Source organism: Seohaeicola zhoushanensis (genome assembly GCF_014656415.1).
Classification (GTDB): Bacteria; Pseudomonadota; Alphaproteobacteria; order Rhodobacterales; family Rhodobacteraceae; genus Seohaeicola_A; species Seohaeicola_A zhoushanensis.
Genome location: NZ_BNCJ01000025.1, coordinates 19,608 through 41,500 on the forward strand (window position 1 = coordinate 19,608; position 21,893 = coordinate 41,500).

Below are 21,893 nucleotides of genomic sequence, written 5' to 3' on the forward strand. Positions count from 1 at the left end.
GTCGCGCGGCAAACCCGCTACGAGGGGCGCATGAACACGCTGATCCCCTTCCTCGACGCCGATCAACTGGTCCTTGCGCTCGCCATCGCGGGCCTTGCCGGGCTGGTCAAGGGCATGGTCGGTTTCGCCATGCCGATGATCATGGTGTCGGGGCTTGGCACCTTCCTGCCACCCGAGATCGCGCTGGCCGGTCTGATCATCCCGACGCTGACCACCAACGGGATGCAGGCGCTGCGCCAGGGGGCAAGGGCGGCGCTCGCCTCGATCCATCGCTTCCGCGTCTTCCTCGGCGTCGGGCTGGTGATGCTGCTGCTCAGCGCGCAGCTGGTGCGGATGCTGCACCCCTCGACCTTCCTGCTGGCGCTGGGCGCCTCGGTGACCACCTTCGCAATCGTGCAGCTGCTTGGCCTGCGGCTGCGCCTCTCCGGCGCCAGCGCGAGGGTCGAAGCCGCCTTCGGCGCGGTGGCGGGCTTCATCGGCGGGCTATCGGGGGTCTGGGGGCCGCCGACGGTGATGTATCTGACCGCCCTCGACACGCCCAAGGGCGAACAGCTGCGGGTGCAGGGCGTGATCTACGGCCTCGGCGCGGTGGCGCTGCTGGGGGCGCATCTCACCTCCGGCGTGATGCGGGCCGAGACGCTGCCCTTCTCGGTGCTGCTGGTGGCGCCGGCGGTGCTCGGCATGTGGATCGGCGGGCGTTTCGTCGATCGCGTCGACCAGGCGACCTTCCGCAAGGCGACACTGGCGGTGCTGCTGATCGCGGGCGCCAACCTGGTGCGGCGGGGGCTCGCCGGCTGAAACGGGCATGAACGGCCGGCAGAAGCCGCGCGTCCCCGCCGGATGGATGAGAAACGTCGATCCAGCCCTTGGAGATATCGACGCCAACACAGATGATGGTCCTGCCCCTGTCTGCGGGGTCTGGGTCACGCAGCGCCTTGCATTTGTTCAGGCTGACAAAGCAGCTGCGGGTGGGTCCCAGTCCGGAGCTCAGGCTTGGAGGCCTCGGGGGAGGTCGGGACACCACCCGCAGATCAACAATAGCACAGGCCGGAATAGACAGGCGGGTGTCGACCGAAGGGATACGGGGGCAGCGCCCCCCAACCTCTGCGGCCTTGAACAAGCGCGCGCTTGGGTCTATGTGCGGCGGGAACCGCATATCAGAAGGGCCCCGATACATGGCCACCAGCCCGTTCAAGTTCGTCAACGAGGTGCGCAGCGAGATCTCGAAGGTGGTCTGGCCGACCCGCCGCGAGGTCATGCTGACCACGGTCATGGTCTTTGTCATGGCGACCCTGACCGCGATCTTCTTTGCCCTGGTCGACGTGCTGATCCGCTTCGGCCTGCAAGGCATCCTCGGCGCCTTCGGCTGACGCCGGCGCGGGGGGCAGCCTTGCCCTTCGGCCTTGATAATCGGTCGCCGGGCGTTTAGTCAGCGGCTGTTTTCGGTCCCTGGCGTGCGGCGATTCGCGTTGCGCGCCGGTTTGGTATTCCGCAAACGCCGGCCCGAGCGGTGCGGCAGAGGAACATGCAACGGCCCTCCGTGCTGGAGGCCCGCAAAAGACAAGGACGGCACAGGCGATGGCGAAACGGTGGTACTCGGTCAGCGTTCTCTCGAACTTCGAGAAGAAGATTGCCGAACAGATCCGGACCTCGGTGGCCGAGAACAACCTCGGGGACGAGATCGACGAGGTGCTGGTCCCGACCGAAGAGGTCATCGAGATCCGCCGCGGCAAGAAGGTCACCACCGAGCGCCGCTTCATGCCGGGCTACGTGCTGGTCCACATGGAAATGAGCGACAAGGGCTTTCATCTGATAAGCTCGATCAACCGGGTGACCGGCTTCCTCGGGCCCCAGGGCCGGCCGATGCCGATGCGCGATGCCGAGGTAAACGCGATCCTGAACCGCGTGCAGGAAGGCGAGGAAGCCCCGCGCACCCTGATCCGCTTCGAGATCGGCGAGAAGGTCAAGGTCAACGACGGCCCGTTCGAGGACTTCGACGGCATGGTCGAGGAGGTCGACGAGGAGAACGAGCGCCTCAAGGTGACGGTCTCGATCTTCGGTCGCGAGACCCCGGTCGAGCTGGAATTCAGCCAGGTTTCCAAGCAGGGCTGAGACGATGGGTGCCGCCGATCCCCGAATCGAGCGGTACCTCTCCAAGGAACGACCCTGGCGCGACGAGATGGTCGCGTTGCGCCGGATCCTCCTCTCCGAGGAATTGACCGAAACACTGAAATGGCGCTCGCCCTGCTACCGGGCGCATGAGGCGAACATCCTGATGATGGATGCGCTGAGCGATGCGGCATTCCTCTCCTTCTTCAAGGGCGTGCTGCTCGACGACCCCGAGGGGCGGCTCGCGCCGCCGGGGCCCAATTCGCGCTCGGCGCGGTATTTCAAGTTTACGAGCCTTGAAGAAATCGCCGCCGCCGAGCAGGCGATCCGCGGGTTTGTCCGGCAGGCCATCGAGAACGAGAAGAGCGGCCTCAAGGTCGATCTTCCCGATGACGATTTCGACCTGCCCGAGGAACTGGCCGAGGCGCTGGCCGGGGACGCGGAGCTGGCCGAGGCCTTCGACGCCCTGACACCGGGCCGCAGGCGCGGCTGGGTCATCCATATCTCGGGCGCCAAGCAGGCGGCGACCCGCCTCTCCCGCATCGACAAGGCACGGCCGGCGATCCTTGCCGGCAAGGGGATGCACGACCGTTAGGGCTTGCACACAGGACAGGCCCGGTGTATGCGCCGCCCCTGTCGCGTATTGCGGCAATCCATGTGGGAGGCGAATCCGCCGCGGCGGACGGACCGGACCACATCAACATGCAGTCGAAGGGGCGCGCCCCGACGGCGTTGGGAAAGGAGAAGGCCAATGGCCAAGAAACTCGTGGGCTCGCTGAAGCTCCAGGTGCCCGCAGGCAAGGCGAACCCGTCGCCGCCGGTCGGTCCGGCACTGGGTCAGCGCGGCATCAACATCATGGAATTCTGCAAGGCGTTCAACGCGCGCACTGCAGACATGGAAGTCGGCGCACCTTGCCCGACCGTCATCAGCTACTACCAGGACAAGTCCTTCACGATGGAAATCAAGACGCCGCCGGCGTCGTATTTCCTGAAGAAGGCTGCCGGCCTGCAGTCGGGTTCGAAGACCCCGGGCCGCGCCGTCGCCGGATCGGTGACCGTTGCGCAGGTCAAGGAGATCGCCGAAGCGAAGATGAAGGACCTGAACGCCAACTCCGTCGAGGCGGCGATGCAGATCATCCTGGGCTCCGCCCGCTCCATGGGCATCGAGGTGAAGTAAGATGGCAAAGCTTGGAAAACGCATCCGCGCTGCGCGTGAAAACTTCGAAGGCAAGGCCGCTCTCTCGGTCGAGGACGCCGTTGCCCTGATCAAGGCCAATGCCTCGGCCAAGTTCGACGAGACCGTCGAGCTCGCCGTGAACCTCGGCGTCGACCCGCGCCACGCCGACCAGATGGTCCGCGGCGTTGTCGGGCTGCCGAACGGCACCGGCAAGACCGTGCGCGTCGCGGTCTTCGCCCGTGGCGTGAAGGCGGATGAGGCCACCGCGGCTGGGGCCGACATCGTTGGCGCCGAAGACCTGATGGAAACCATCCAGTCCGGCAAGATCGAGTTCGACCGCTGCATCGCGACCCCGGACATGATGCCGATCGTCGGCCGCCTGGGCAAGATCCTCGGCCCCCGCAACCTGATGCCGAACCCGAAGGTCGGCACGGTGACCATGGACGTGGGCAACGCCGTCAAGGCGGCCAAGGGCGGTGAAGTGCAGTTCAAGGTCGAGAAGGCCGGGATCGTGCACGGCGGCGTCGGCAAGGCCTCGTTCGACGACAAGGCCCTGGCCGAGAACATCCGCGCCTTCGTTGGCGCCGTTGCCCGCGCCAAGCCGGCCGGAGCCAAGGGCACCTACCTCAAGAAGGTGTCGGTCAGCTCGACCATGGGCCCGGGCGTCAGCATCGACGTGGCGAGCGCCACCACCGAATAAGTCCGGTCCCGACCGGATTGCAGAGGGCGGAGCTTCGGCTCCGCCCTTTTGCGTTCGCAGGTCAGATCGAGTCGGCGAAGTCCTCGCAGGTGAGGCGCAGCTCGCGCGGGGCGTGGCGCGCGGTGGCGAGCGCGGCTTCGGCCGTCGCGCCGGCGGTGGCGGCGCAGGCGAGGCGGTCGAGGCTGTAGGTGGCAAGGTTGCGCCGGCCCCGCAGGATCTCGCGCGACAGGGCCAGCAGCGCGAGGTAGTCGATATGGCTGCCGATGGTGCCCGAGCCCTCGGCATCGCCGCCTTCGGCGTTCTCGCGGCAGGCATCGGCGTCGGTCGAGATGAAGCTGCGGCAGATCATCGGCCGGGCGTCGTAGGCGCGGCAGTTGCGCGTTGCGGGATCGAGCGCGGCGCAGGCATTGGGGTGCCAGCTGCCGCCATCGGGCTGGCCAGCCAGGGCTGAGAGCGCCGCGTGCAGGCCAAGCGCCTCGGCCTCGGTGATGAGGCCGCCGTCGCCTTCGAGGAAGATGCAGCACCAGGCGCAGCCCGACCGGCAGGCGATATCGCGGGTGAGGGCAGGGGAGGCGGCGGTGATCTCGGCAGTGACCTCGTCGGCCAAGGCGCGGGCGGTGGCGCCCGAGGCGAGGGTGTCGGCGACGGCCTCGGGCGTTTGGCCAGCCTGCTCGGCCCGCGCGAGGTATCCGGCCAGCAGGGCGCGCGCGCGGGCCGTGACGCCATATCCGAAGGCCGGGATGGTGGCGCGGGCGAGGCGGGCGTTCAGCAGGCGGAAGCTGACCGGCGCGGCGGGGGGCTTGGAGGGCATGGGACGTCTCGCGGGCGGTTGGCGGCTGGGGGTCTTCTAGGGGATTGCGGGGCTGCCGGGCAATCTGTCATGCGATCCGGCGGGCCTCTGCTTTTGCTCTTCACAAGTCCGGCAAAACAGCCTAGAGACACCGCTCGTCAGGCAGGCCGAGATTCGGCCGGTCTGGCGTTTCGTCCGAGACGGCGGGTGGCGCAAGCCATAATTCCTGCCCGAGACGGGAAATGAACAATACTTTCCGGGGAGCTGTGCTCTCTCGGGCGTGATTGGGAAGGACCCGTGCGGACCCGATGTCGGGCCACGCTTGGCCCGGCTGAATTGAGCCGGAGGGTCACACCTCCATTACTTGGAGTAAGACTGTGGATAGAGCCCAGAAAGAGAAAGTGGTCGAGGAACTCGGCCAGATCTTCGAAAGCTCTGGCGTTGTCGTGGTTGCCCACTACACCGGTCTGACAGTTGCCCAGATGCAGGACCTTCGCGCACGTGCCCGTGCCGCGAATGGCTCCGTGCGTGTTGCCAAGAACAGGCTCGCCAAGATCGCCCTCGAGGGAAAACCCTGCGCTTCCATCGCAGATCTCCTGACGGGCATGACCGTTCTCACCTATTCCGAGGATCCTGTGGCTGCGGCCAAGGTTGCCGAGGACTTCGCCAAGACCACGGACAAGTTCGTGATCCTCGGCGGTGCAATGGGTGCGAACGCGTTGGACCGGGCCGGTGTCGAGGCCGTGTCGAAAATGCCGTCGCGCGAGGAGCTCATTGCTTCCATCGTCGGCTGCATCGGCGCGCCTGCTGCAAACATCGCCGGTGCCATTGGCGCCCCTGCTTCGAACATCGCGTCCATCCTGTCCACCATCGAGGACAAGGCTGCCGCCTGAGCACTGCATGACCGGCCCGTGGATGATCCCGCGTCGCTGGAACACACACCTGTAAACGGAAAGAGCTTATAAAATGGCTGATCTGAAGAAACTCGCAGAAGAAATCGTCAACCTGACGCTGCTGCAAGCACAAGAACTGAAAACCATCCTCAAGGACGAATACGGCATCGAGCCGGCAGCCGGTGGCGCCGTCATGATGGCCGCTGCTCCGGGCGCTGCTGCTGCAGCCGAAGAGGAAAAGACCGAATTCGACGTCGTTCTGAAGAACGCCGGCGCTTCCAAGATCAACGTGATCAAGGAAGTCCGTGGCATCACCGGCCTGGGCCTCAAGGAAGCCAAGGACCTGGTCGAAGCCGGCGGCAAGATCAAGGAAGGCGTGTCGAAGGCCGAAGCCGAAGACATCAAGGCCAAGCTGGTTGCAGCTGGCGCCGAGGTCGACCTGGCCTAATTGGCTGGGGATACCCCGAATTCGATCGGGCGTCGCGCAAGCGGCGCCCGATTTTCGTTAAGGGGGCCGCAATCCTTTCCCGCTAGCACTGGTCCCGATGCGCAGCGGGGTCAGAAGGTGAGTCGGGACGAACGGCCAGTGATCGATGAACCCGTGGAAGGGTTCGGCATCGAGGAACTTTTCCTGTCGCGTACCGACGGGCGCGGGGTGATCCTGTCGGGCAATAGCGTCTTCGCGCGGCTGGCGGGCTACGGCTGGGCCGAACTGATCGGCGCGCCGCATCGCCTGATCCGCCATCCCGACATGCCGCGTGGCGTGTTCCACCTGCTGTGGGAGACGCTGAAGCAGGGGCGGTCGTTCGGCGGCTACGTCAAGAACCGGGCCTCGGACGGGCGTTACTACTGGGTCTTCGCGGTGGTCGTGCCGGTGCAGGGCGGCTATCTCTCGGTCCGGCTGAAGCCGTCGACCGGGTTGCTGGCCAAGGTGAGCGATCTCTACCGCGCGCAGCTGGTGGCCGAGGCGGCGGGCCAGACCCCTGCCGAAAGCGCCGCCGCCATAGTTGCGGCGGTGCAGGGGCTGGGGCACTGGGACTATCGCGCCTTCATGGGCCACGCGCTGGGGGCCGAATTCGCGGCGCGGGACGCGGCGATGGGGCGGCCGGGCAATGCCGGCGTGAGCCGGTTCGACGAGATCGGCAGCCTGCTCTCGCAGCTGATGCGCGAGGTAGCGCTGGTGCAGGATTCCTTCGCGCTGATCGCGAATTCGCCGGCCAACCTCATCATCCTCGGCGCGCGGCTCAAGTCCGCCCGCGAGCCGATGAAGGTGGTGGCGCAGAACTACGGGCTGCTTGCCGACGAGCTGCTGCGTTCGATCACCGAGCTGGCCGAGGGGCTGGAGGTGCTGCTGCGCACCGCCCATGACGGGCGCATGGGACTTTGTGCGAGCTTTCTCTACCGCGAGGCGATCCAGCAGTATTGCGCCTGCGAGACCGACCACGGCGCGGCCAGCCACGACGCCGAGGTTGAGATCCTGACCGGCGCGCTCGACCGGTTCCTGCGGAACGCGGTGGACGGGGTGCAGCGGATCGGGGCAGAGGTGGGGCGCTTCGTGCATCTCGCCACCCAGCTGCGCCGCCAGGTCTCGGGGCTGGCGGTCACCCGCGTCACCTGCCGGATCGAGGCGGCGGCGATCCGCGAGGACACCAGCGGCATCGACGAGGTGGCCGTGCAGTTGGCGATCTTCCAGCAGCAACTTGAACGCGCGCTCGACAGGATATACCTTGCCTGCCATGGCCTGAATGGCCGGGTCGAGGGGCTCAGCGCCGCCTGACGTCGCGACCGAATGCGCGGGCAGGTGGTTGAAAGCTGCCGCACGGCTTGTTAGATAGCCGGAGTCGTGATTCGAACTACGGGCGCTGCTAGAATCAAATCTGTCAATGACTACCCTCTCAAAGCAGGACGAGTCCTGCTTTGACGGGGTTGTCTTCCGTTTCGGGCGGAGAGCTGTGGGAAGCTCTCCTGGTATGGAAGCGAGACTACCCGGATCTGGTGCAGCCGGCCGCCCAACCGTGCTGTTACCTGAGATGACTTGGAGATCCCTTATCCATGGCGACGACCTTCCTCGGCCAGAAGCGTATCCGCAAATATTACGGCAAAATCCGCGAAGTGCTGGAAATGCCGAACCTCATCGAGGTTCAGAAATCTTCCTATGACCTGTTCCTGAACTCCGGCGACGGCGACAAGCCGGCCGACGGTGAAGGCATCATGGGCGTCTTCCAGTCGGTCTTCCCGATCAAGGACTTCAACGAGACCTCGGTGCTCGAGTTCGTGCGTTACGAGCTGGAAAAGCCGAAATACGACGTCGACGAGTGCCAGCAGCGCGACATGACCTACTCGGCGCCGCTGAAGGTCACGCTGCGCCTGATCGTGTTCGATGTCGACGAGGATACCGGCGCCAAGTCGGTGAAGGACATCAAGGAACAGGACGTGTTCATGGGCGACATGCCGCTCATGACGCCGAACGGCACGTTCATCGTCAACGGGACCGAACGGGTTATCGTGTCCCAGATGCACCGCTCGCCGGGCGTGTTCTTCGACCATGACAAGGGCAAGACCCATTCCTCCGGAAAACTGCTCTTCGCCTGCCGCATCATCCCCTACCGCGGCTCGTGGCTCGACTTCGAATTCGACGCCAAGGACATCGTCTTTGCCCGCATCGACCGCCGCCGCAAGCTGCCGGTGACGACGCTGCTCTATGCGCTGGGTCTCGACCAGGAAGGCATCATGGATGCCTACTACGACACCATCACCTACAAGCTGCAGAAGAAGAGCCAGGGCTGGGTTGCCCCCTTCTTCCCGCTGCGCGTGCGCGGCACCCGTCCGCCGTTCGACCTGGTCGACGCGGACACCGGCGAGATCATCGCCGAGGCCACCAAGAAGATCACCCCGCGCGCCGTCAAGAAGCTGATGGACGAGGGCAAGGTGAAGAACCTGCTGGTGCCCTTCGATCACATCAACGGCAAGTTCGTCGCCAAGGACATCATCGACGAGGAAACCGGCGCGATCTATGTCGAGGCCGGTGACGAGCTGACGCTGGAATACGACCGCGATGGCGACCTGGTCGGCGGCACCGTGAAGGAGCTGCTCGACGCGGGTATCACCGACATCCCGGTGCTGGACATCGACAACATCAACGTCGGCGCCTACATCCGCAACACCATGGCGATGGACAAGAACATGAACCGCGACACCGCGCTCATGGATATCTATCGCGTGATGCGTCCGGGTGAACCGCCGACCGTCGAAGCCGCCTCGTCGCTGTTCGACACGCTGTTCTTCGACAGCGAGCGCTATGACCTCTCGGCCGTGGGCCGGGTCAAGATGAACATGCGCCTCAACCTCGACGCCGAGGACAGCCAGCGCACGCTGCGCCGCGAGGACATCATCGCCTGTATCAAGGCGCTGGTGGAACTGCGCGACGGCAAGGGCGAGATCGACGATATCGACCACCTCGGCAACCGCCGGGTGCGCTCGGTCGGCGAGCTGATGGAGAACCAGTACCGTGTCGGCCTGCTCCGCATGGAGCGCGCGATCAAGGAGCGGATGTCGTCGGTCGAGATCGACACTGTCATGCCGCAGGACCTGATCAACGCCAAGCCGGCGGCTGCTGCCGTTCGCGAATTCTTCGGCTCCTCGCAGCTGTCGCAGTTCATGGACCAGACCAACCCGCTGTCGGAAGTCACGCACAAGCGGCGTCTCTCGGCCCTCGGGCCGGGCGGTCTGACCCGCGAGCGCGCGGGCTTCGAGGTTCGCGACGTTCACCCGACCCACTACGGCCGGATGTGCCCGATCGAAACGCCGGAAGGCCCGAACATCGGTCTGATCAACTCGCTCGCGACCTTCGCCCGCGTGAACAAGTATGGCTTCATCGAGACCCCCTACCGCGTCGTGAAGGACGCAAAGGTGACCGACGAAGTGCACTACATGTCCGCGACCGAGGAAATGCGTCACACCGTGGCGCAGGCCAACGCGACGCTGGATGCCGAAGGCAACTTCCTCAACGAGCTGGTCTCGACCCGTCAGTCGGGCGACTATACCCTCGCCCCGCGCGAGAACGTCGACCTGATCGACGTGTCGCCCAAGCAGCTGGTCTCGGTCGCCGCCTCGCTGATCCCGTTCCTCGAGAACGACGACGCCAACCGCGCGCTGATGGGTTCGAACATGCAACGCCAGGCGGTTCCGCTTCTGCGGGCCGAGGCGCCGCTGGTCGGCACCGGGATCGAGGAAGTCGTGGCCCGTGACTCGGGTGCCGCCATCATGGCGCGCCGGGCAGGGATCATCGACCAGGTCGACGCCCAGCGTATCGTGATCCGGGCCACCCATGACCTGGAACTCGGCGACGCCGGCGTGGACATCTACCGGATGCGCAAGTTCCAGCGTTCGAACCAGAACACCTGCATCAACCAGCGTCCGCTGGTGAAGGTGGGGCAGACGGTCGAGAAGGGCGAGGTGATCGCCGACGGTCCGTCGACCGATATGGGCGAACTGGCTCTCGGCAAGAACGTCATCGTCGCGTTCATGCCCTGGAACGGCTACAACTACGAGGACTCGATCCTGATCTCCGAGCGCATCGCGCAGGATGACGTCTTCACCTCGATTCACATCGAGGAATTCGAAGTCGCCGCCCGCGATACCAAGCTCGGGCCCGAGGAAATCACCCGCGATATCCCGAACGTCGGCGAGGAAGCCCTGCGCAACCTCGATGAGGCCGGCATCGTCTACATCGGTGCCGATGTGGAACCGGGCGACATCCTGGTCGGCAAGATCACTCCGAAGGGCGAAAGCCCGATGACGCCGGAAGAGAAGCTCCTCCGCGCCATCTTCGGCGAGAAGGCAAGCGACGTGCGCGACACCTCGCTGCGCGTGAAGCCCGGTGACTTCGGCACCGTGGTCGAAGTGCGTGTCTTCAACCGTCACGGGGTCGAGAAGGACGAGCGCGCCCTGCAGATCGAACGCGAGGAAGTCGAGCGCCTGGCGCGCGACCGCGACGACGAGCTGGCGATCCTCGACCGCAACATCTACGCCCGCCTCAAGGGCCTGATCCTCGGCAAGTCCGCGGTGAAGGGGCCGAAGGGCATCAAGCCGGGTTCGGAAATCACCGAGGAGCTGCTCGACACGCTGAGCCGCGGCCAGTGGTGGCAGCTGGCGCTTGGCGAAGAGCAGGACGCCCAGATCGTCGAGGCCCTGAACCAGCAATACGAGGCGCAGAAGCGCGCGCTCGACGCCCGGTTCGAGGACAAGGTCGAAAAGGTGCGCCGCGGCGACGATCTGCCTCCGGGCGTGATGAAGATGGTCAAGGTCTTCGTGGCCGTGAAGCGCAAGCTGCAGCCGGGAGACAAGATGGCCGGCCGTCACGGCAACAAGGGCGTCATCTCGAAGGTGGTTCCGATCGAGGACATGCCGTTCCTGGCGGATGGCACCCCGGTCGACTTCTGCCTTAACCCGCTGGGTGTGCCGTCGCGTATGAACGTCGGTCAGATCCTCGAGACGCACATGGGCTGGGCCGCACGCGGTCTGGGCCTGCGGATCGACGATGCGCTCGATGAATACCGCCGGTCGGGCGACCTGACCCCGGTGCGCGACGCCATGCGCCACGCCTATGGCGATGACGTCTATGACGAGGGCATCGAGGGCCTGAACGAGACCCGCCTTGTGGAAGCGGCCCAGAACGTCACCCGTGGCGTTCCGATCGCAACCCCGGTCTTCGACGGCGCCAAGGAAGCCGACGTCAACGACTCGCTGCGTCGCGCGGGCTTCGACACCTCGGGGCAGTCGATCCTGTTCGACGGCCGCACCGGGATGCAGTTCGCCCGTCCGGTCACGGTCGGCGTGAAATACCTGCTCAAGCTGCACCACCTGGTCGACGACAAGATCCACGCGCGTTCGACCGGCCCGTACTCGCTCGTTACCCAGCAGCCGCTGGGCGGCAAGGCGCAGTTCGGTGGCCAGCGCTTCGGGGAGATGGAGGTCTGGGCCCTCGAGGCTTACGGCGCCGCCTACACCCTGCAGGAGATGCTGACGGTCAAGTCGGACGACGTGGCCGGCCGGACCAAGGTCTACGAGAGCATCGTCAAGGGCGAGGACAACTTCGAGGCCGGCGTGCCGGAGAGCTTCAACGTGCTCGTGAAGGAAGTCCGCGGCCTCGGCCTGAACATGGAACTCCTGGATGCGGAGGAAGAGTAGGGGCGTCCGCGCCCCCGCTCATCCCATCCCAATTCGTAAGGACGCAAAATGAACCAGGAACTCACCAACAACCCGTTCAACCCGCTGACCCCGCCGAAGGTTTTCGACGAGATCAAGGTTTCGCTGGCTTCGCCGGAGCGGATCCTCTCGTGGTCCTACGGCGAGATCAAGAAGCCCGAAACCATCAACTACCGGACCTTCAAGCCCGAGCGCGACGGCCTGTTCTGCGCCCGTATCTTCGGGCCGATCAAGGACTATGAGTGCCTCTGCGGCAAGTACAAGCGGATGAAGTATCGCGGCGTCGTCTGCGAGAAATGCGGCGTGGAAGTCACGCTGCAAAAGGTCCGCCGCGAGCGCATGGGCCACATCGAACTGGCCTCGCCGGTCGCGCATATCTGGTTCCTGAAGTCGCTGCCCTCGCGCATCGGCCTCATGCTGGACATGACCCTGCGTGACCTCGAGCGCGTGCTCTACTTCGAGAACTACGTCGTCATCGAACCCGGCCTCACCGACCTGCAATACGGTCAGATGATGACCGAGGAAGAGTATATGGACGCGCAGGATGCCTATGGCATGGACGCGTTCACGGCGAACATCGGTGCCGAAGCCATCCGCGAGATGCTGGCCCAGATCGACCTCGAGGCCGAGGCCGAGCAGCTGCGCGCGGAACTGGCCGAAGCCACCGGCGAACTGAAGCCGAAGAAGATCATCAAGCGGCTGAAGGTCGTCGAGAGCTTCCTCGAGTCGGGCAACCGTCCCGAGTGGATGGTGATGACCGTGATCCCGGTCATCCCGCCGGAACTGCGTCCGCTGGTCCCGCTGGACGGCGGCCGGTTCGCGACGTCGGACCTCAACGACCTCTATCGCCGGGTCATCAACCGGAACAACCGTCTGAAGCGCCTGATCGAACTGCGCGCGCCCGACATCATTGTCCGCAACGAAAAGCGGATGCTGCAGGAATCGGTCGACGCCCTCTTCGACAACGGCCGCCGCGGCCGCGTCATCACCGGCGCCAACAAGCGCCCGCTGAAGTCGCTGTCGGACATGCTGAAGGGCAAGCAGGGCCGCTTCCGTCAGAACCTTCTGGGCAAGCGGGTCGACTTCTCGGGCCGTTCGGTCATCGTGACCGGCCCGGAACTCAAGCTGCATCAGTGTGGCCTGCCCAAGAAGATGGCGCTCGAACTGTTCAAGCCGTTCATCTACTCGCGGCTCGAGGCCAAGGGCCTGTCGTCGACCGTGAAGCAGGCGAAGAAGCTGGTCGAGAAAGAGCGCCCGGAAGTCTGGGACATCCTCGACGAGGTGATCCGCGAGCACCCGGTGATGCTGAACCGTGCACCGACGCTGCACCGTCTGGGCATCCAGGCCTTCGAGCCGATCCTGATCGAGGGCAAGGCGATCCAGCTGCACCCGCTGGTCTGCTCGGCGTTCAATGCCGACTTCGACGGTGACCAGATGGCCGTTCACGTCCCGCTGAGCCTCGAGGCCCAGCTGGAAGCGCGCGTCCTGATGATGTCGACGAACAACGTTCTGTCGCCCGCCAACGGCGCGCCGATCATCGTTCCGTCGCAGGACATGATCCTCGGCCTCTACTACGTCACGCTCGAGCGTGAGGGGATGCCGGGCGAAGGCATGGTCTTCGGTTCGGTGGAAGAGGTGCAGCACGCCCTCGACGCCGGTGTCGTTCACCTGCACTCGAAGATCACCGCCCGCGTGACCCAGATCGACGACGAAGGCAACGAGGTCGTCAAGCGGTATGAAACAACGCCGGGCCGGGTCCGTCTCGGCGCGCTGCTGCCGCTGAACGCCAAGGCGCCTTTCGACCTGGTCAACCGCCTGCTGCGCAAGAAGGAAGTGCAGCAGGTCATCGACACCGTCTACCGTTACTGCGGTCAGAAGGAGTCGGTGATCTTCTGTGACCAGATCATGTCGATGGGCTTCAAGGAAGCCTTTGCCGCCGGTATCTCCTTCGGCAAGGACGACATGCTGATCCCCGAAGCCAAATGGCCGATCGTCGAGGAAACCCGCGATCAGGTGAAGGACTTCGAGCAGCAGTACATGGACGGCCTGATCACCCAGGGCGAGAAGTACAACAAGGTGGTGGACGCCTGGTCGAAGTGTAACGACCGCGTGACCGAGGCCATGATGACCGCGATCTCGACGCCGAAGCGCGACGCCAACGGCGCCGAGCTGGAGCCGAACTCGGTCTACATGATGGCCCACTCCGGTGCGCGGGGCTCGGTGACCCAGATGAAGCAGCTCGGCGGGATGCGCGGCCTGATGGCCAAGCCGAACGGCGACATCATCGAGACGCCGATCATCTCGAACTTCAAGGAAGGTCTGACCGTTCTTGAATACTTCAACTCGACCCACGGCGCCCGCAAGGGTCTGTCGGATACCGCGCTGAAGACGGCGAACTCGGGGTACCTGACCCGCCGTCTGGTGGACGTGGCGCAGGACTGCATCGTTCGCATGAAGGATTGCGGCACCGATCGTGCGATCACCGTGGAAGCGGCGGTCAACGACGGCGAGGTCGTGGCGACCCTGGCGGATCGTATCCTGGGCCGTGTCGCGGCCGAGAACATCGTCCGTCCGGGCACCGAGGAGATCCTGGTCTCGTACGGCGAGCTGATCGACGAACGTATGGCGGATTCCATCGAGGAAGCCGGCGTCGCTTCGGCACGCATCCGCTCGGCGCTGACCTGCGAGGCCGAAGAGGGCGTCTGCGCCATGTGCTATGGCCGCGACCTGGCGCGTGGCACCATGGTGAACACCGGCGAGGCCGTCGGTATCATCGCGGCGCAGTCGATTGGTGAACCCGGCACCCAGCTGACGATGCGGACCTTCCACATCGGCGGCGTGGCGCAGGGTGGCCAGCAGTCCTTCCTGGAGGCAACCCAGCCCGGTACCATCGTCTACGAGAACGCACAGCTTCTCGAGAACGCCAATGGCGACACGATGGTGATGGGCCGGAACATGAAGCTCGTCATCCAGGACGACAACGGCGAGGAGCGTGCCAGCCACAAGGTCGGCTACGGTTCCAAGCTGTTCGTCAAGGAAGGCGCGAAGGTTGCCCGCGGAGACAAGCTGTTCGAATGGGACCCGTATACCCTGCCGATCATCGCCGAGAAGTCGGGCACGGCCAAGTTCGTCGACCTCGTCAGCGGCATCGCCGTGAAGGACGAGACCGACGAAGCCACCGGCATGACCCAGAAGATCGTGATCGACTGGCGCGCGGCCCCCAAGGGTAACGAGCTCAAGCCCGAGATCATCCTGGTGAACGAGGATGGCGAGCCGGTCCGCAACGATGCGGGCAACCCGGTGACCTATCCGATGTCGGTGGACGCGGTTCTGTCGATCGAGGATGGCCAGGAGATCAAGGCCGGCGACGTCGTGGCGCGTATCCCGCGCGAAGGCGCCAAGACCAAGGACATCACCGGGGGTCTGCCCCGCGTGGCGGAACTGTTCGAGGCACGCCGTCCGAAGGATCACGCCATCATCGCCGAGATCGACGGCTATGTCCGCTATGGTCGCGACTACAAGAACAAGCGTCGCATCACCATCGAGCCGGCAGACGAGACGATGGAGCCGATCGAATACATGGTGCCGAAGGGCAAGCACATCCCGGTGCAGGAAGGCGACTTCGTGCAGAAGGGCGACTACATCATGGACGGCAACCCGGCGCCGCACGACATCCTTGCCATCATGGGGGTCGAGGCGCTGGCGAACTACATGATCAACGAGGTGCAGGAGGTCTATCGTCTGCAAGGCGTGAAGATCAACGACAAGCACATCGAAGTCATCGTGCGCCAGATGCTCCAGAAGTGGGAGATCGCCGACAGTGGCGACACCGTGCTGCTGAAGGGCGAGACCGTGGACAAGGCGGAATTCGACGAGGCCAACGAAAAGGCGATCGCCCGTGGCGGCCGTCCGGCCCAGGGCGAGCCGATCCTGCTCGGGATCACCAAGGCGTCGCTGCAGACCCGCAGCTTCATCTCGGCGGCCTCGTTCCAGGAAACCACGCGCGTGCTCACCGAGGCATCGGTGCAGGGCAAGGTGGACAAGCTGGTCGGCCTCAAGGAGAACGTCATCGTCGGCCGCCTGATCCCGGCCGGCACCGGCGGGGCGACCCAGCGGGTGCGCCGGATCGCCACCGAGCGCGACAACGTCGTGATCGAGGCGCGCCGCGAAGAGGCAGAGGCCGCCGCCGCACTGGCTGCGCCGATCCTCGATGGCGACATCATCGGCGGCGACGAATACGACACGCTGGTGGATACGCCGGAAAGCCGGGATTGATCCCGGCCCAGGCCTGAACATTCGCCCCCGCGCCGAAAGGTGCGGGGGTTTTTCTTTTGGGGCGTCAGCCCTCGACGTAGTCGTAGTGGCGGATATCGCGGCTTTCGACGAGCTCGGCCTCGGCCGGGTCGATATTCGGGCTCTGGTAGTCCTCGCCGACAAAGGCCTTCAGCGCCGCCAGATCCTTACAGACCATCACGAAACTGAATTCGCGCGGGCTGTCGGGGCGGGGCGCGCCGGGCAGGACGTGCACGATGCCGGGCGTGCCGCGCATCAACGGAATGGCGGTTTCGTGGAAGAAGCGGGCGAACTCGGCCTCCTTGCCGGGCCGTGTCACCACCTGGAAAATGCGCATGATCATGGGCGAGCCTCCCAAAGTGCGGTCGCTCACCCATCCCCCGCGCGCGGTGGCCTGCCCCGTGGCAAGGGTATCACGGGGCGTGAAGCCTGTCATTTCAATGGGGTGAAGCCCCCGTGACGACGCCTGCAATTCGTGTCACATCTTTCGGGGCGGCCAGACGGAGAGACCCGGTGCAGGCGACATTCAAGACCATCGGCCTGCTGCGCTTCTCGGTGCTGACGCCCACCTATTATTCCGAGCGTTTCCCGACCCTCGAAGAGACCGCCGCGCATCTCTTCTCGCCCGAGCGGATGGAGCTGCGGTTTCGCCTGTTCGAGACCCTGTGCCTGCCCTCGCTGGCGGGGCAGAGCGACCCGGACTTCACCGCCATCGTGCTGACCGCCGAGTCGATGCCCGAGCCCTGGCTGTCGCGGCTCGAGGCGCTGGTGGCGCCTTATCCGCATATCCACCTGCGCAAGGCCGGGACCGGCAACCACTATCCGCTGCTGCGTGAGGCCTATGGATCGGTCGATGTCGGCAAGGCCAGCCACCGCATCATGTTTCGCCTCGACGACGACGATGCGGTCGACCGGGATTTCGTGGCCCGCACCAAGCGGCTTGCCAAGGGGCTGGTGGCCCTGCGCTCGCCCGAGGCGCCGGTGATCATCGCCTACAACCGGGGGTTCTACGTGGATACGGCGGATGGGGGCAACGAGGTCTTCGACGCCTGCGAGCGCGCCCCGCTCTCGACCGGGACCACGCTCGTCGCGCCGGTCGATTACAAGAACAACCCCTACCGTTATGTGCACCGCAAGTTCCCGCAGCATTACGACTGCTACTCGGACATTTCGGTCCCGGCCTTCATCCGTTCGGTTCATGGCGACAACAAGTCGAACCCGACCCAGATGGGGCTGACCCGCAAGATGAAGCCGAAGGATATCGCCACGGCGATCCGTACCCATTTCCACCTTACCCTCGAAGATCTCAAAGCAATTTAAATCATGACATCGAATACCCGCGCCGCGCTTTTCATGATGGTGAGCATGGCAGCCTTCACCGTCAACGACACCTTGATCAAGCTGGCCGGTGCGGATGTGCCTCTGCCGCAGCTGCTGACCCTGCGGGGGCTTCTCGCCAGCGTGCTGATCTACGGGCTGGCCCGCTTCTACGGCGGACTGCGCTTTGACCTTTCGCGGCGGGACTGGGCCTTCATCGGGCTGCGGACGGTGGGCGAGATCTCGGCGACCTTCTTCTTTCTCAATGCGCTGATGAACATGCCCATCGCCAATCTGAACGCGCTGATGCAGTCGCTGCCGCTTGCGGTAACGCTGGGGGCAGCGCTGTTCTTCGGCGAGAAGGTGGGTTGGCGGCGTTACACGGCCATCGGCCTCGGCTTTTGCGGGATGCTTCTGATCGTGCGGCCTGGGCCGGACGGGTTCAGCCTGGATGCGGTCTACGGGTTGATATCGGTCGCCTGTGTCACCCTGCGTGACCTGGCAACGCGGAAGCTGTCCGACCACGTGCCTTCGCTGACGGTGGCGCTCAGCGCGGCGGTCTCGGTGGCCTGTTTGGGCCTCGTCGGTTCGATCACCACGGAATGGGTGCCGCTGGACCTGCGGCTGGGGTTGTTGGTGGTCAACGCCGCGGTCTTCGTCTTCTTCGGCTACCTGTTCAGCATTCTGGTCATGCGCACGGGCGAGGTTTCGTTCAGCGCGCCCTTCCGCTATACGGGGCTGCTCTGGGCACTTCTGCTGGGCTGGCTTGTCTTCGGGCACTGGCCGGACGCGGTGACCCTGCTGGGCGCGGGGGTGGTTGTCGCCTCGGGCCTGTTCACCTTCTACCGCGAGAGGGTGGTGCAGGAGGCCGATTGAACCGGGCAGGGGAGGCGATCTGACGCCAGGGCCACTGCGCCCCCTGTTGACACTGGCCGCGACTCCCCCTATACGGCCCGCAATCTCGGGCTCGAGGTCTGTCCTCGCGCACCGATTTCATAACTGTAGTGGTCACGATCCGGTCCGCAAGGGGCCCGATCCTCTGGAAACCCACCGCGTCGTTCCTGAAACGGGGACGAAGGCGGTTTTTGTGTTTTGCGGACGCGCAAGGCACGCGAAGACGAAGCCGCACGCACATGCGTGCATGACACATGTGTTGCGAAACGGGGAATGAACCGGAATGCCAACGATCCAACAGCTGATCCGCAAGCCGCGGCAGCCGAAAGTGAAACGCTCGAAGTCCCAGCACCTCGAGCAGTGCCCGCAGAAGCGGGGCGTCTGCACGCGCGTCTACACCACGACGCCGAAGAAGCCGAACTCGGCAATGCGGAAAGTCGCCAAGGTGCGCCTGACCAACGGTTTCGAGGTGATCTCGTACATCCCCGGTGAGAGCCACAACCTGCAGGAGCACTCGGTCGTGCTCATCCGCGGCGGCCGGGTCAAGGACCTTCCGGGCGTCCGTTACCACATCCTGCGCGGCGTGCTCGATACGCAGGGCGTCAAGGATCGGAAGCAGCGCCGCTCGAAATACGGCGCCAAGCGTCCGAAGTAAGATTTTCCGGCGCCATGGGATCGTCCGTGGCGCCTCCTCACTGTTTCGCCCTGCACCCGGTGCCGGGCTCGAGAGACAAAACCGAAGGATCGACAGATGTCCCGTCGTCACGCCGCTGAGAAACGCGAAGTTCTGCCCGACGCCAAGTTTGGCGATATCGTGCTGACCAAGTTCATGAACAACCTGATGAAACAGGGCAAGAAGTCGGTCGCCGAACAGATCGTCTACAGCGCCCTCGACCGCGTCGAGAGCAAGGTCAAGCGCTCGCCGCTGGAAGTGTTCCACGAAGCGCTCGACAACATCCAGCCCAGCATCGAGGTTCGCTCGCGCCGGGTTGGTGGTGCAACCTACCAGGTTCCGGTCGAAGTGCGCCCCGAGCGCCGTCAGGCCCTGGCCATCCGCTGGCTGATCAACGCCAGCCGCGCCCGCAACGAAAACACCATGGAAGAGCGCCTGGCCGGCGAGCTTCTGGATGCCGTGCAGTCGCGCGGCGCAGCGGTGAAGAAGCGTGAGGACACGCACAAGATGGCCGATGCCAACAAGGCATTCAGCCACTACCGCTGGTAACCCCTACAGTTTCGAGGACTGCCCCCATGGCACGCGAATATCCGCTCCAACGCTACCGCAACTTCGGCATCATGGCCCACATCGACGCGGGCAAGACCACGACGACCGAACGTATCCTGTTTTACACCGGCAAGTCCCACAAGATCGGCGAAGTCCATGACGGCGCCGCGACGATGGACTGGATGGAGCAGGAGCAGGAACGCGGGATCACCATCACCTCCGCCGCCACCACCACGTTCTGGCAGCGTCAGGAAGATCCGACCGCCGAAGGCACCTCGGACACGAAGATCCGTTTCAACATCATCGACACCCCCGGCCACGTCGACTTCACCATCGAAGTCGAACGCTCGCTGGCCGTGCTCGACGGCGCCGTCTGCCTTCTCGACGGCAACGCCGGTGTGGAACCGCAGACCGAGACCGTGTGGCGTCAGGCTGACCGCTACAAGGTTCCGCGTATCGTCTTCGTCAACAAGATGGACAAGATCGGCGCCGACTTCTTCAACTGCATCAAGATGATCAAGGACCGCACCGGCGCGACCCCCGCGCCCGTGGCCCTGCCGATCGGTGCGGAAGACAAGCTCGAAGGCATCATCGACCTCGTCAAGATGGAAGAGTGGACCTGGAAAGGCGAGGACCTCGGTGCCTCCTGGACCCGTCAGCCGATCCGTGACGAGCTCAAGGATCTCGCCGACGAGTGGCGCGCGAAGCTGATCGAAGTGGCCGTCGAAATGGACGACGACGCCATGGAAGCCTACCTGGAAGGTGAAGAGCCCGACGAGGCGACCCTGCGCAAGCTGATCCGCAAGGGCTGCCTGTCGCTGTCCTTCGTTCCGGTCCTCGCTGGCTCGGCCTTCAAGAACAAGGGTGTCCAGCCGCTGCTGAACGCCGTGATCGACTATCTGCCCAGCCCGCTGGACGTTCCGGCCTACGTCGGCTTCAAGCCCGGCGACGAGACCGAAACCCGGAACATCGAGCGTCACGCCTCGGACGACGAGCCCTTCTCTGGCCTGGCGTTCAAGATCATGAACGACCCGTTCATGGGCACCCTGACCTTCACCCGGATCTACTCGGGCAAGATGGCCAAGGGCGACCAGCTGCTTAACTCGACCAAGGGCAAGAAGGAGCGCATCGGCCGTATGGTCATGATGCACGCCAACAAGCAGGAAGAGATCACCGAGGCCTTCGCAGGCGACATCATCGCGCTGGCGGGTCTGAAGGACACCACCACCGGTGACACGCTGTGCTCGGACAAGGATCCCGTGGTTCTCGAAACCATGACCTTCCCCGATCCGGTGATCGAGATCGCCATCGAGCCGAAGACGAAGAACGACCAGGAGAAGATGAGCCACGGTCTGCAGCGGCTTGCCGCCGAAGACCCGTCCTTCCGCGTCGAGACCGACCAGGAGTCGGGCCAGACCATCATGAAGGGCATGGGCGAACTTCACCTCGACATCCTCGTCGACCGCCTCAAGCGCGAGTTCAAGGTCGAGGCCAACATCGGTGCGCCGCAGGTGGCCTACCGTGAGACCGTCAGCCGCGAGATCGAACACACCTACACCCACAAGAAGCAGTCGGGTGGTTCGGGTCAGTTCGCAGAGGTCAAGCTCATCATCTCCCCGACCCAGCCGGGCGAGGGCTACTCCTTCGAAAGCCGCATCGTCGGCGGTACCGTTCCGAAGGAATACGTCCCCGGTGTCGAGAAGGGCATCAAGTCGGTGATGGACTCGGGTCCGCTCGCAGGCTTCCCGGTGATCGACTTCAAGGTCGCGCTGATCGACGGCAAGTTCCACGACGTGGACTCCTCGGTCCTCGCCTTCGAAATCGCCGCCCGCATGTGCATGCGCGAAGGCATGAAGAAGGCCGGCGCCAAGCTGCTCGAACCGATCATGAAGGTCGAGGTGGTGACGCCCGAGGACTACACCGGTGGTGTGATCGGCGACCTGACCTCGCGTCGGGGCCAGGTGACCGGTCAGGACAGCCGCGGCAACGCGGTGGCGATCAACGCGATGGTGCCGCTGGCCAACATGTTCGGCTACATCAACACCCTGCGTTCGATGTCGTCGGGCCGAGCCCAGTTCACCATGCAGTTCGACCACTACGATCCGGTTCCGCAGAACATCTCGGACGAGATCCAGGCCAAATACGCATAAGCCGGGTGGCGGGGTGAACCCCGCCCTACCCAATCCAGTAGGGTGGGTGCCAACCCACCATCCGACACAGAAAAGGAGACCCCAATGGGCAAGGCAAAGTTTGAACGCAACAAGCCGCACGTGAACATCGGAACGATCGGT

The 21,893-nt window shown here is 64.6% G+C and carries 18 protein-coding genes; 16 read left to right on the top strand and 2 right to left on the bottom strand.

The features are described from left to right. Positions 1-30: 30 nt before the first annotated feature. The 6 genes from IE266_RS23370 to rplA all read left to right on the top strand — a co-directional run bounded on the left by IE266_RS23370 (position 31) and on the right by rplA (position 3,986). The gene (locus IE266_RS23370; protein WP_189682553.1) at positions 31-798 is read left to right on the top strand and encodes a sulfite exporter TauE/SafE family protein; all 768 of its coding nucleotides are present in this window, start codon (positions 31-33) and stop codon (positions 796-798) included. 377 nt (positions 799-1,175) lie between these two features. Continuing rightward, entirely contained in the window at positions 1,176-1,370 is a 195-nt protein-coding gene (gene secE / locus IE266_RS23375; protein WP_189682554.1) for a preprotein translocase subunit SecE, read from the top strand. Between the two features lie 208 nt (positions 1,371-1,578). Next, entirely contained in the window at positions 1,579-2,112 is a 534-nt protein-coding gene (gene nusG, locus IE266_RS23380; protein ID WP_189682555.1) for a transcription termination/antitermination protein NusG, read from the top strand. A gap of 4 nt (positions 2,113-2,116) precedes the next feature. Next, positions 2,117-2,704: a YdeI/OmpD-associated family protein gene (locus IE266_RS23385; RefSeq protein ID WP_189682556.1), complete on the top strand. Its 588-nt coding sequence runs from the start codon at positions 2,117-2,119 to the stop codon at positions 2,702-2,704. Positions 2,705-2,860: 156 nt separating this feature from the next. Further along, a complete protein-coding gene (gene rplK, locus IE266_RS23390; protein WP_189682557.1) occupies positions 2,861-3,286 on the top strand; it encodes a 50S ribosomal protein L11 in 426 nt (141 codons plus the stop codon). 1 nt (position 3,287) lies between these two features. Further along, complete coding sequence (rplA, locus tag IE266_RS23395; RefSeq protein WP_189682558.1) at positions 3,288-3,986, top strand: 50S ribosomal protein L1; 699 nt, start codon at positions 3,288-3,290, stop codon at positions 3,984-3,986. A gap of 61 nt (positions 3,987-4,047) precedes the next feature. On the opposite strand, the gene IE266_RS23400 is transcribed toward rplA, so the two are convergent. Continuing rightward, a complete protein-coding gene (locus tag IE266_RS23400; RefSeq protein WP_189682559.1) occupies positions 4,048-4,797 on the bottom strand; it encodes a YkgJ family cysteine cluster protein in 750 nt (249 codons plus the stop codon). A 356-nt stretch (positions 4,798-5,153) separates the two neighbouring features. On the opposite strand from IE266_RS23400, the gene rplJ reads away from it, so the two are divergent. From rplJ to rpoC, 5 genes are all read left to right on the top strand, one after another. After that, positions 5,154-5,669 carry a 50S ribosomal protein L10 gene (gene rplJ, locus IE266_RS23405; RefSeq protein ID WP_189682560.1) on the top strand — a complete coding sequence of 172 codons (516 nt, stop codon included), beginning with the start codon at positions 5,154-5,156 and terminating at the stop codon, positions 5,667-5,669. Positions 5,670-5,742: 73 nt separating this feature from the next. Continuing rightward, entirely contained in the window at positions 5,743-6,117 is a 375-nt protein-coding gene (rplL, locus tag IE266_RS23410; protein ID WP_189682561.1) for a 50S ribosomal protein L7/L12, read from the top strand. A gap of 138 nt (positions 6,118-6,255) precedes the next feature. Further along, positions 6,256-7,446: a PAS domain-containing protein gene (locus tag IE266_RS23415; RefSeq protein ID WP_189682562.1), complete on the top strand. Its 1,191-nt coding sequence runs from the start codon at positions 6,256-6,258 to the stop codon at positions 7,444-7,446. Positions 7,447-7,721: 275 nt separating this feature from the next. Further along, the gene (gene rpoB / locus IE266_RS23420; RefSeq protein ID WP_189682563.1) at positions 7,722-11,858 is read left to right on the top strand and encodes a DNA-directed RNA polymerase subunit beta; all 4,137 of its coding nucleotides are present in this window, start codon (positions 7,722-7,724) and stop codon (positions 11,856-11,858) included. Positions 11,859-11,906: 48 nt separating this feature from the next. After that, a complete protein-coding gene (gene rpoC / locus IE266_RS23425; RefSeq protein ID WP_189682564.1) occupies positions 11,907-16,151 on the top strand; it encodes a DNA-directed RNA polymerase subunit beta' in 4,245 nt (1,414 codons plus the stop codon). A gap of 64 nt (positions 16,152-16,215) precedes the next feature. Here rpoC and IE266_RS23430 read toward each other — a convergent pair whose 3' ends face one another. Beyond that, complete coding sequence (locus IE266_RS23430; RefSeq protein WP_189682565.1) at positions 16,216-16,512, bottom strand: NIPSNAP family protein; 297 nt, start codon at positions 16,510-16,512, stop codon at positions 16,216-16,218. Positions 16,513-16,682: 170 nt separating this feature from the next. Between IE266_RS23430 and IE266_RS23435 the strand changes: the two genes are divergently transcribed. From IE266_RS23435 to fusA, 5 genes are all read left to right on the top strand, one after another. Then, positions 16,683-17,489 carry a glycosyltransferase gene (locus IE266_RS23435; protein ID WP_189682566.1) on the top strand — a complete coding sequence of 269 codons (807 nt, stop codon included), beginning with the start codon at positions 16,683-16,685 and terminating at the stop codon, positions 17,487-17,489. 3 nt (positions 17,490-17,492) lie between these two features. Next, complete coding sequence (locus tag IE266_RS23440; RefSeq protein ID WP_189682567.1) at positions 17,493-18,362, top strand: DMT family transporter; 870 nt, start codon at positions 17,493-17,495, stop codon at positions 18,360-18,362. Positions 18,363-18,663: 301 nt separating this feature from the next. Beyond that, on the top strand, positions 18,664-19,035 hold the full coding sequence (gene rpsL, locus IE266_RS23445; RefSeq protein ID WP_008883423.1) for a 30S ribosomal protein S12: 372 nt from the start codon (positions 18,664-18,666) through the stop codon (positions 19,033-19,035). A gap of 96 nt (positions 19,036-19,131) precedes the next feature. After that, positions 19,132-19,602 carry a 30S ribosomal protein S7 gene (rpsG, locus tag IE266_RS23450; RefSeq protein WP_189682568.1) on the top strand — a complete coding sequence of 157 codons (471 nt, stop codon included), beginning with the start codon at positions 19,132-19,134 and terminating at the stop codon, positions 19,600-19,602. 26 nt (positions 19,603-19,628) lie between these two features. Beyond that, positions 19,629-21,752, top strand: a complete 2,124-nt coding sequence (gene fusA / locus IE266_RS23455; protein ID WP_189682569.1) for an elongation factor G — start codon at positions 19,629-19,631, stop codon at positions 21,750-21,752. Positions 21,753-21,893 lie beyond the last annotated feature (141 nt).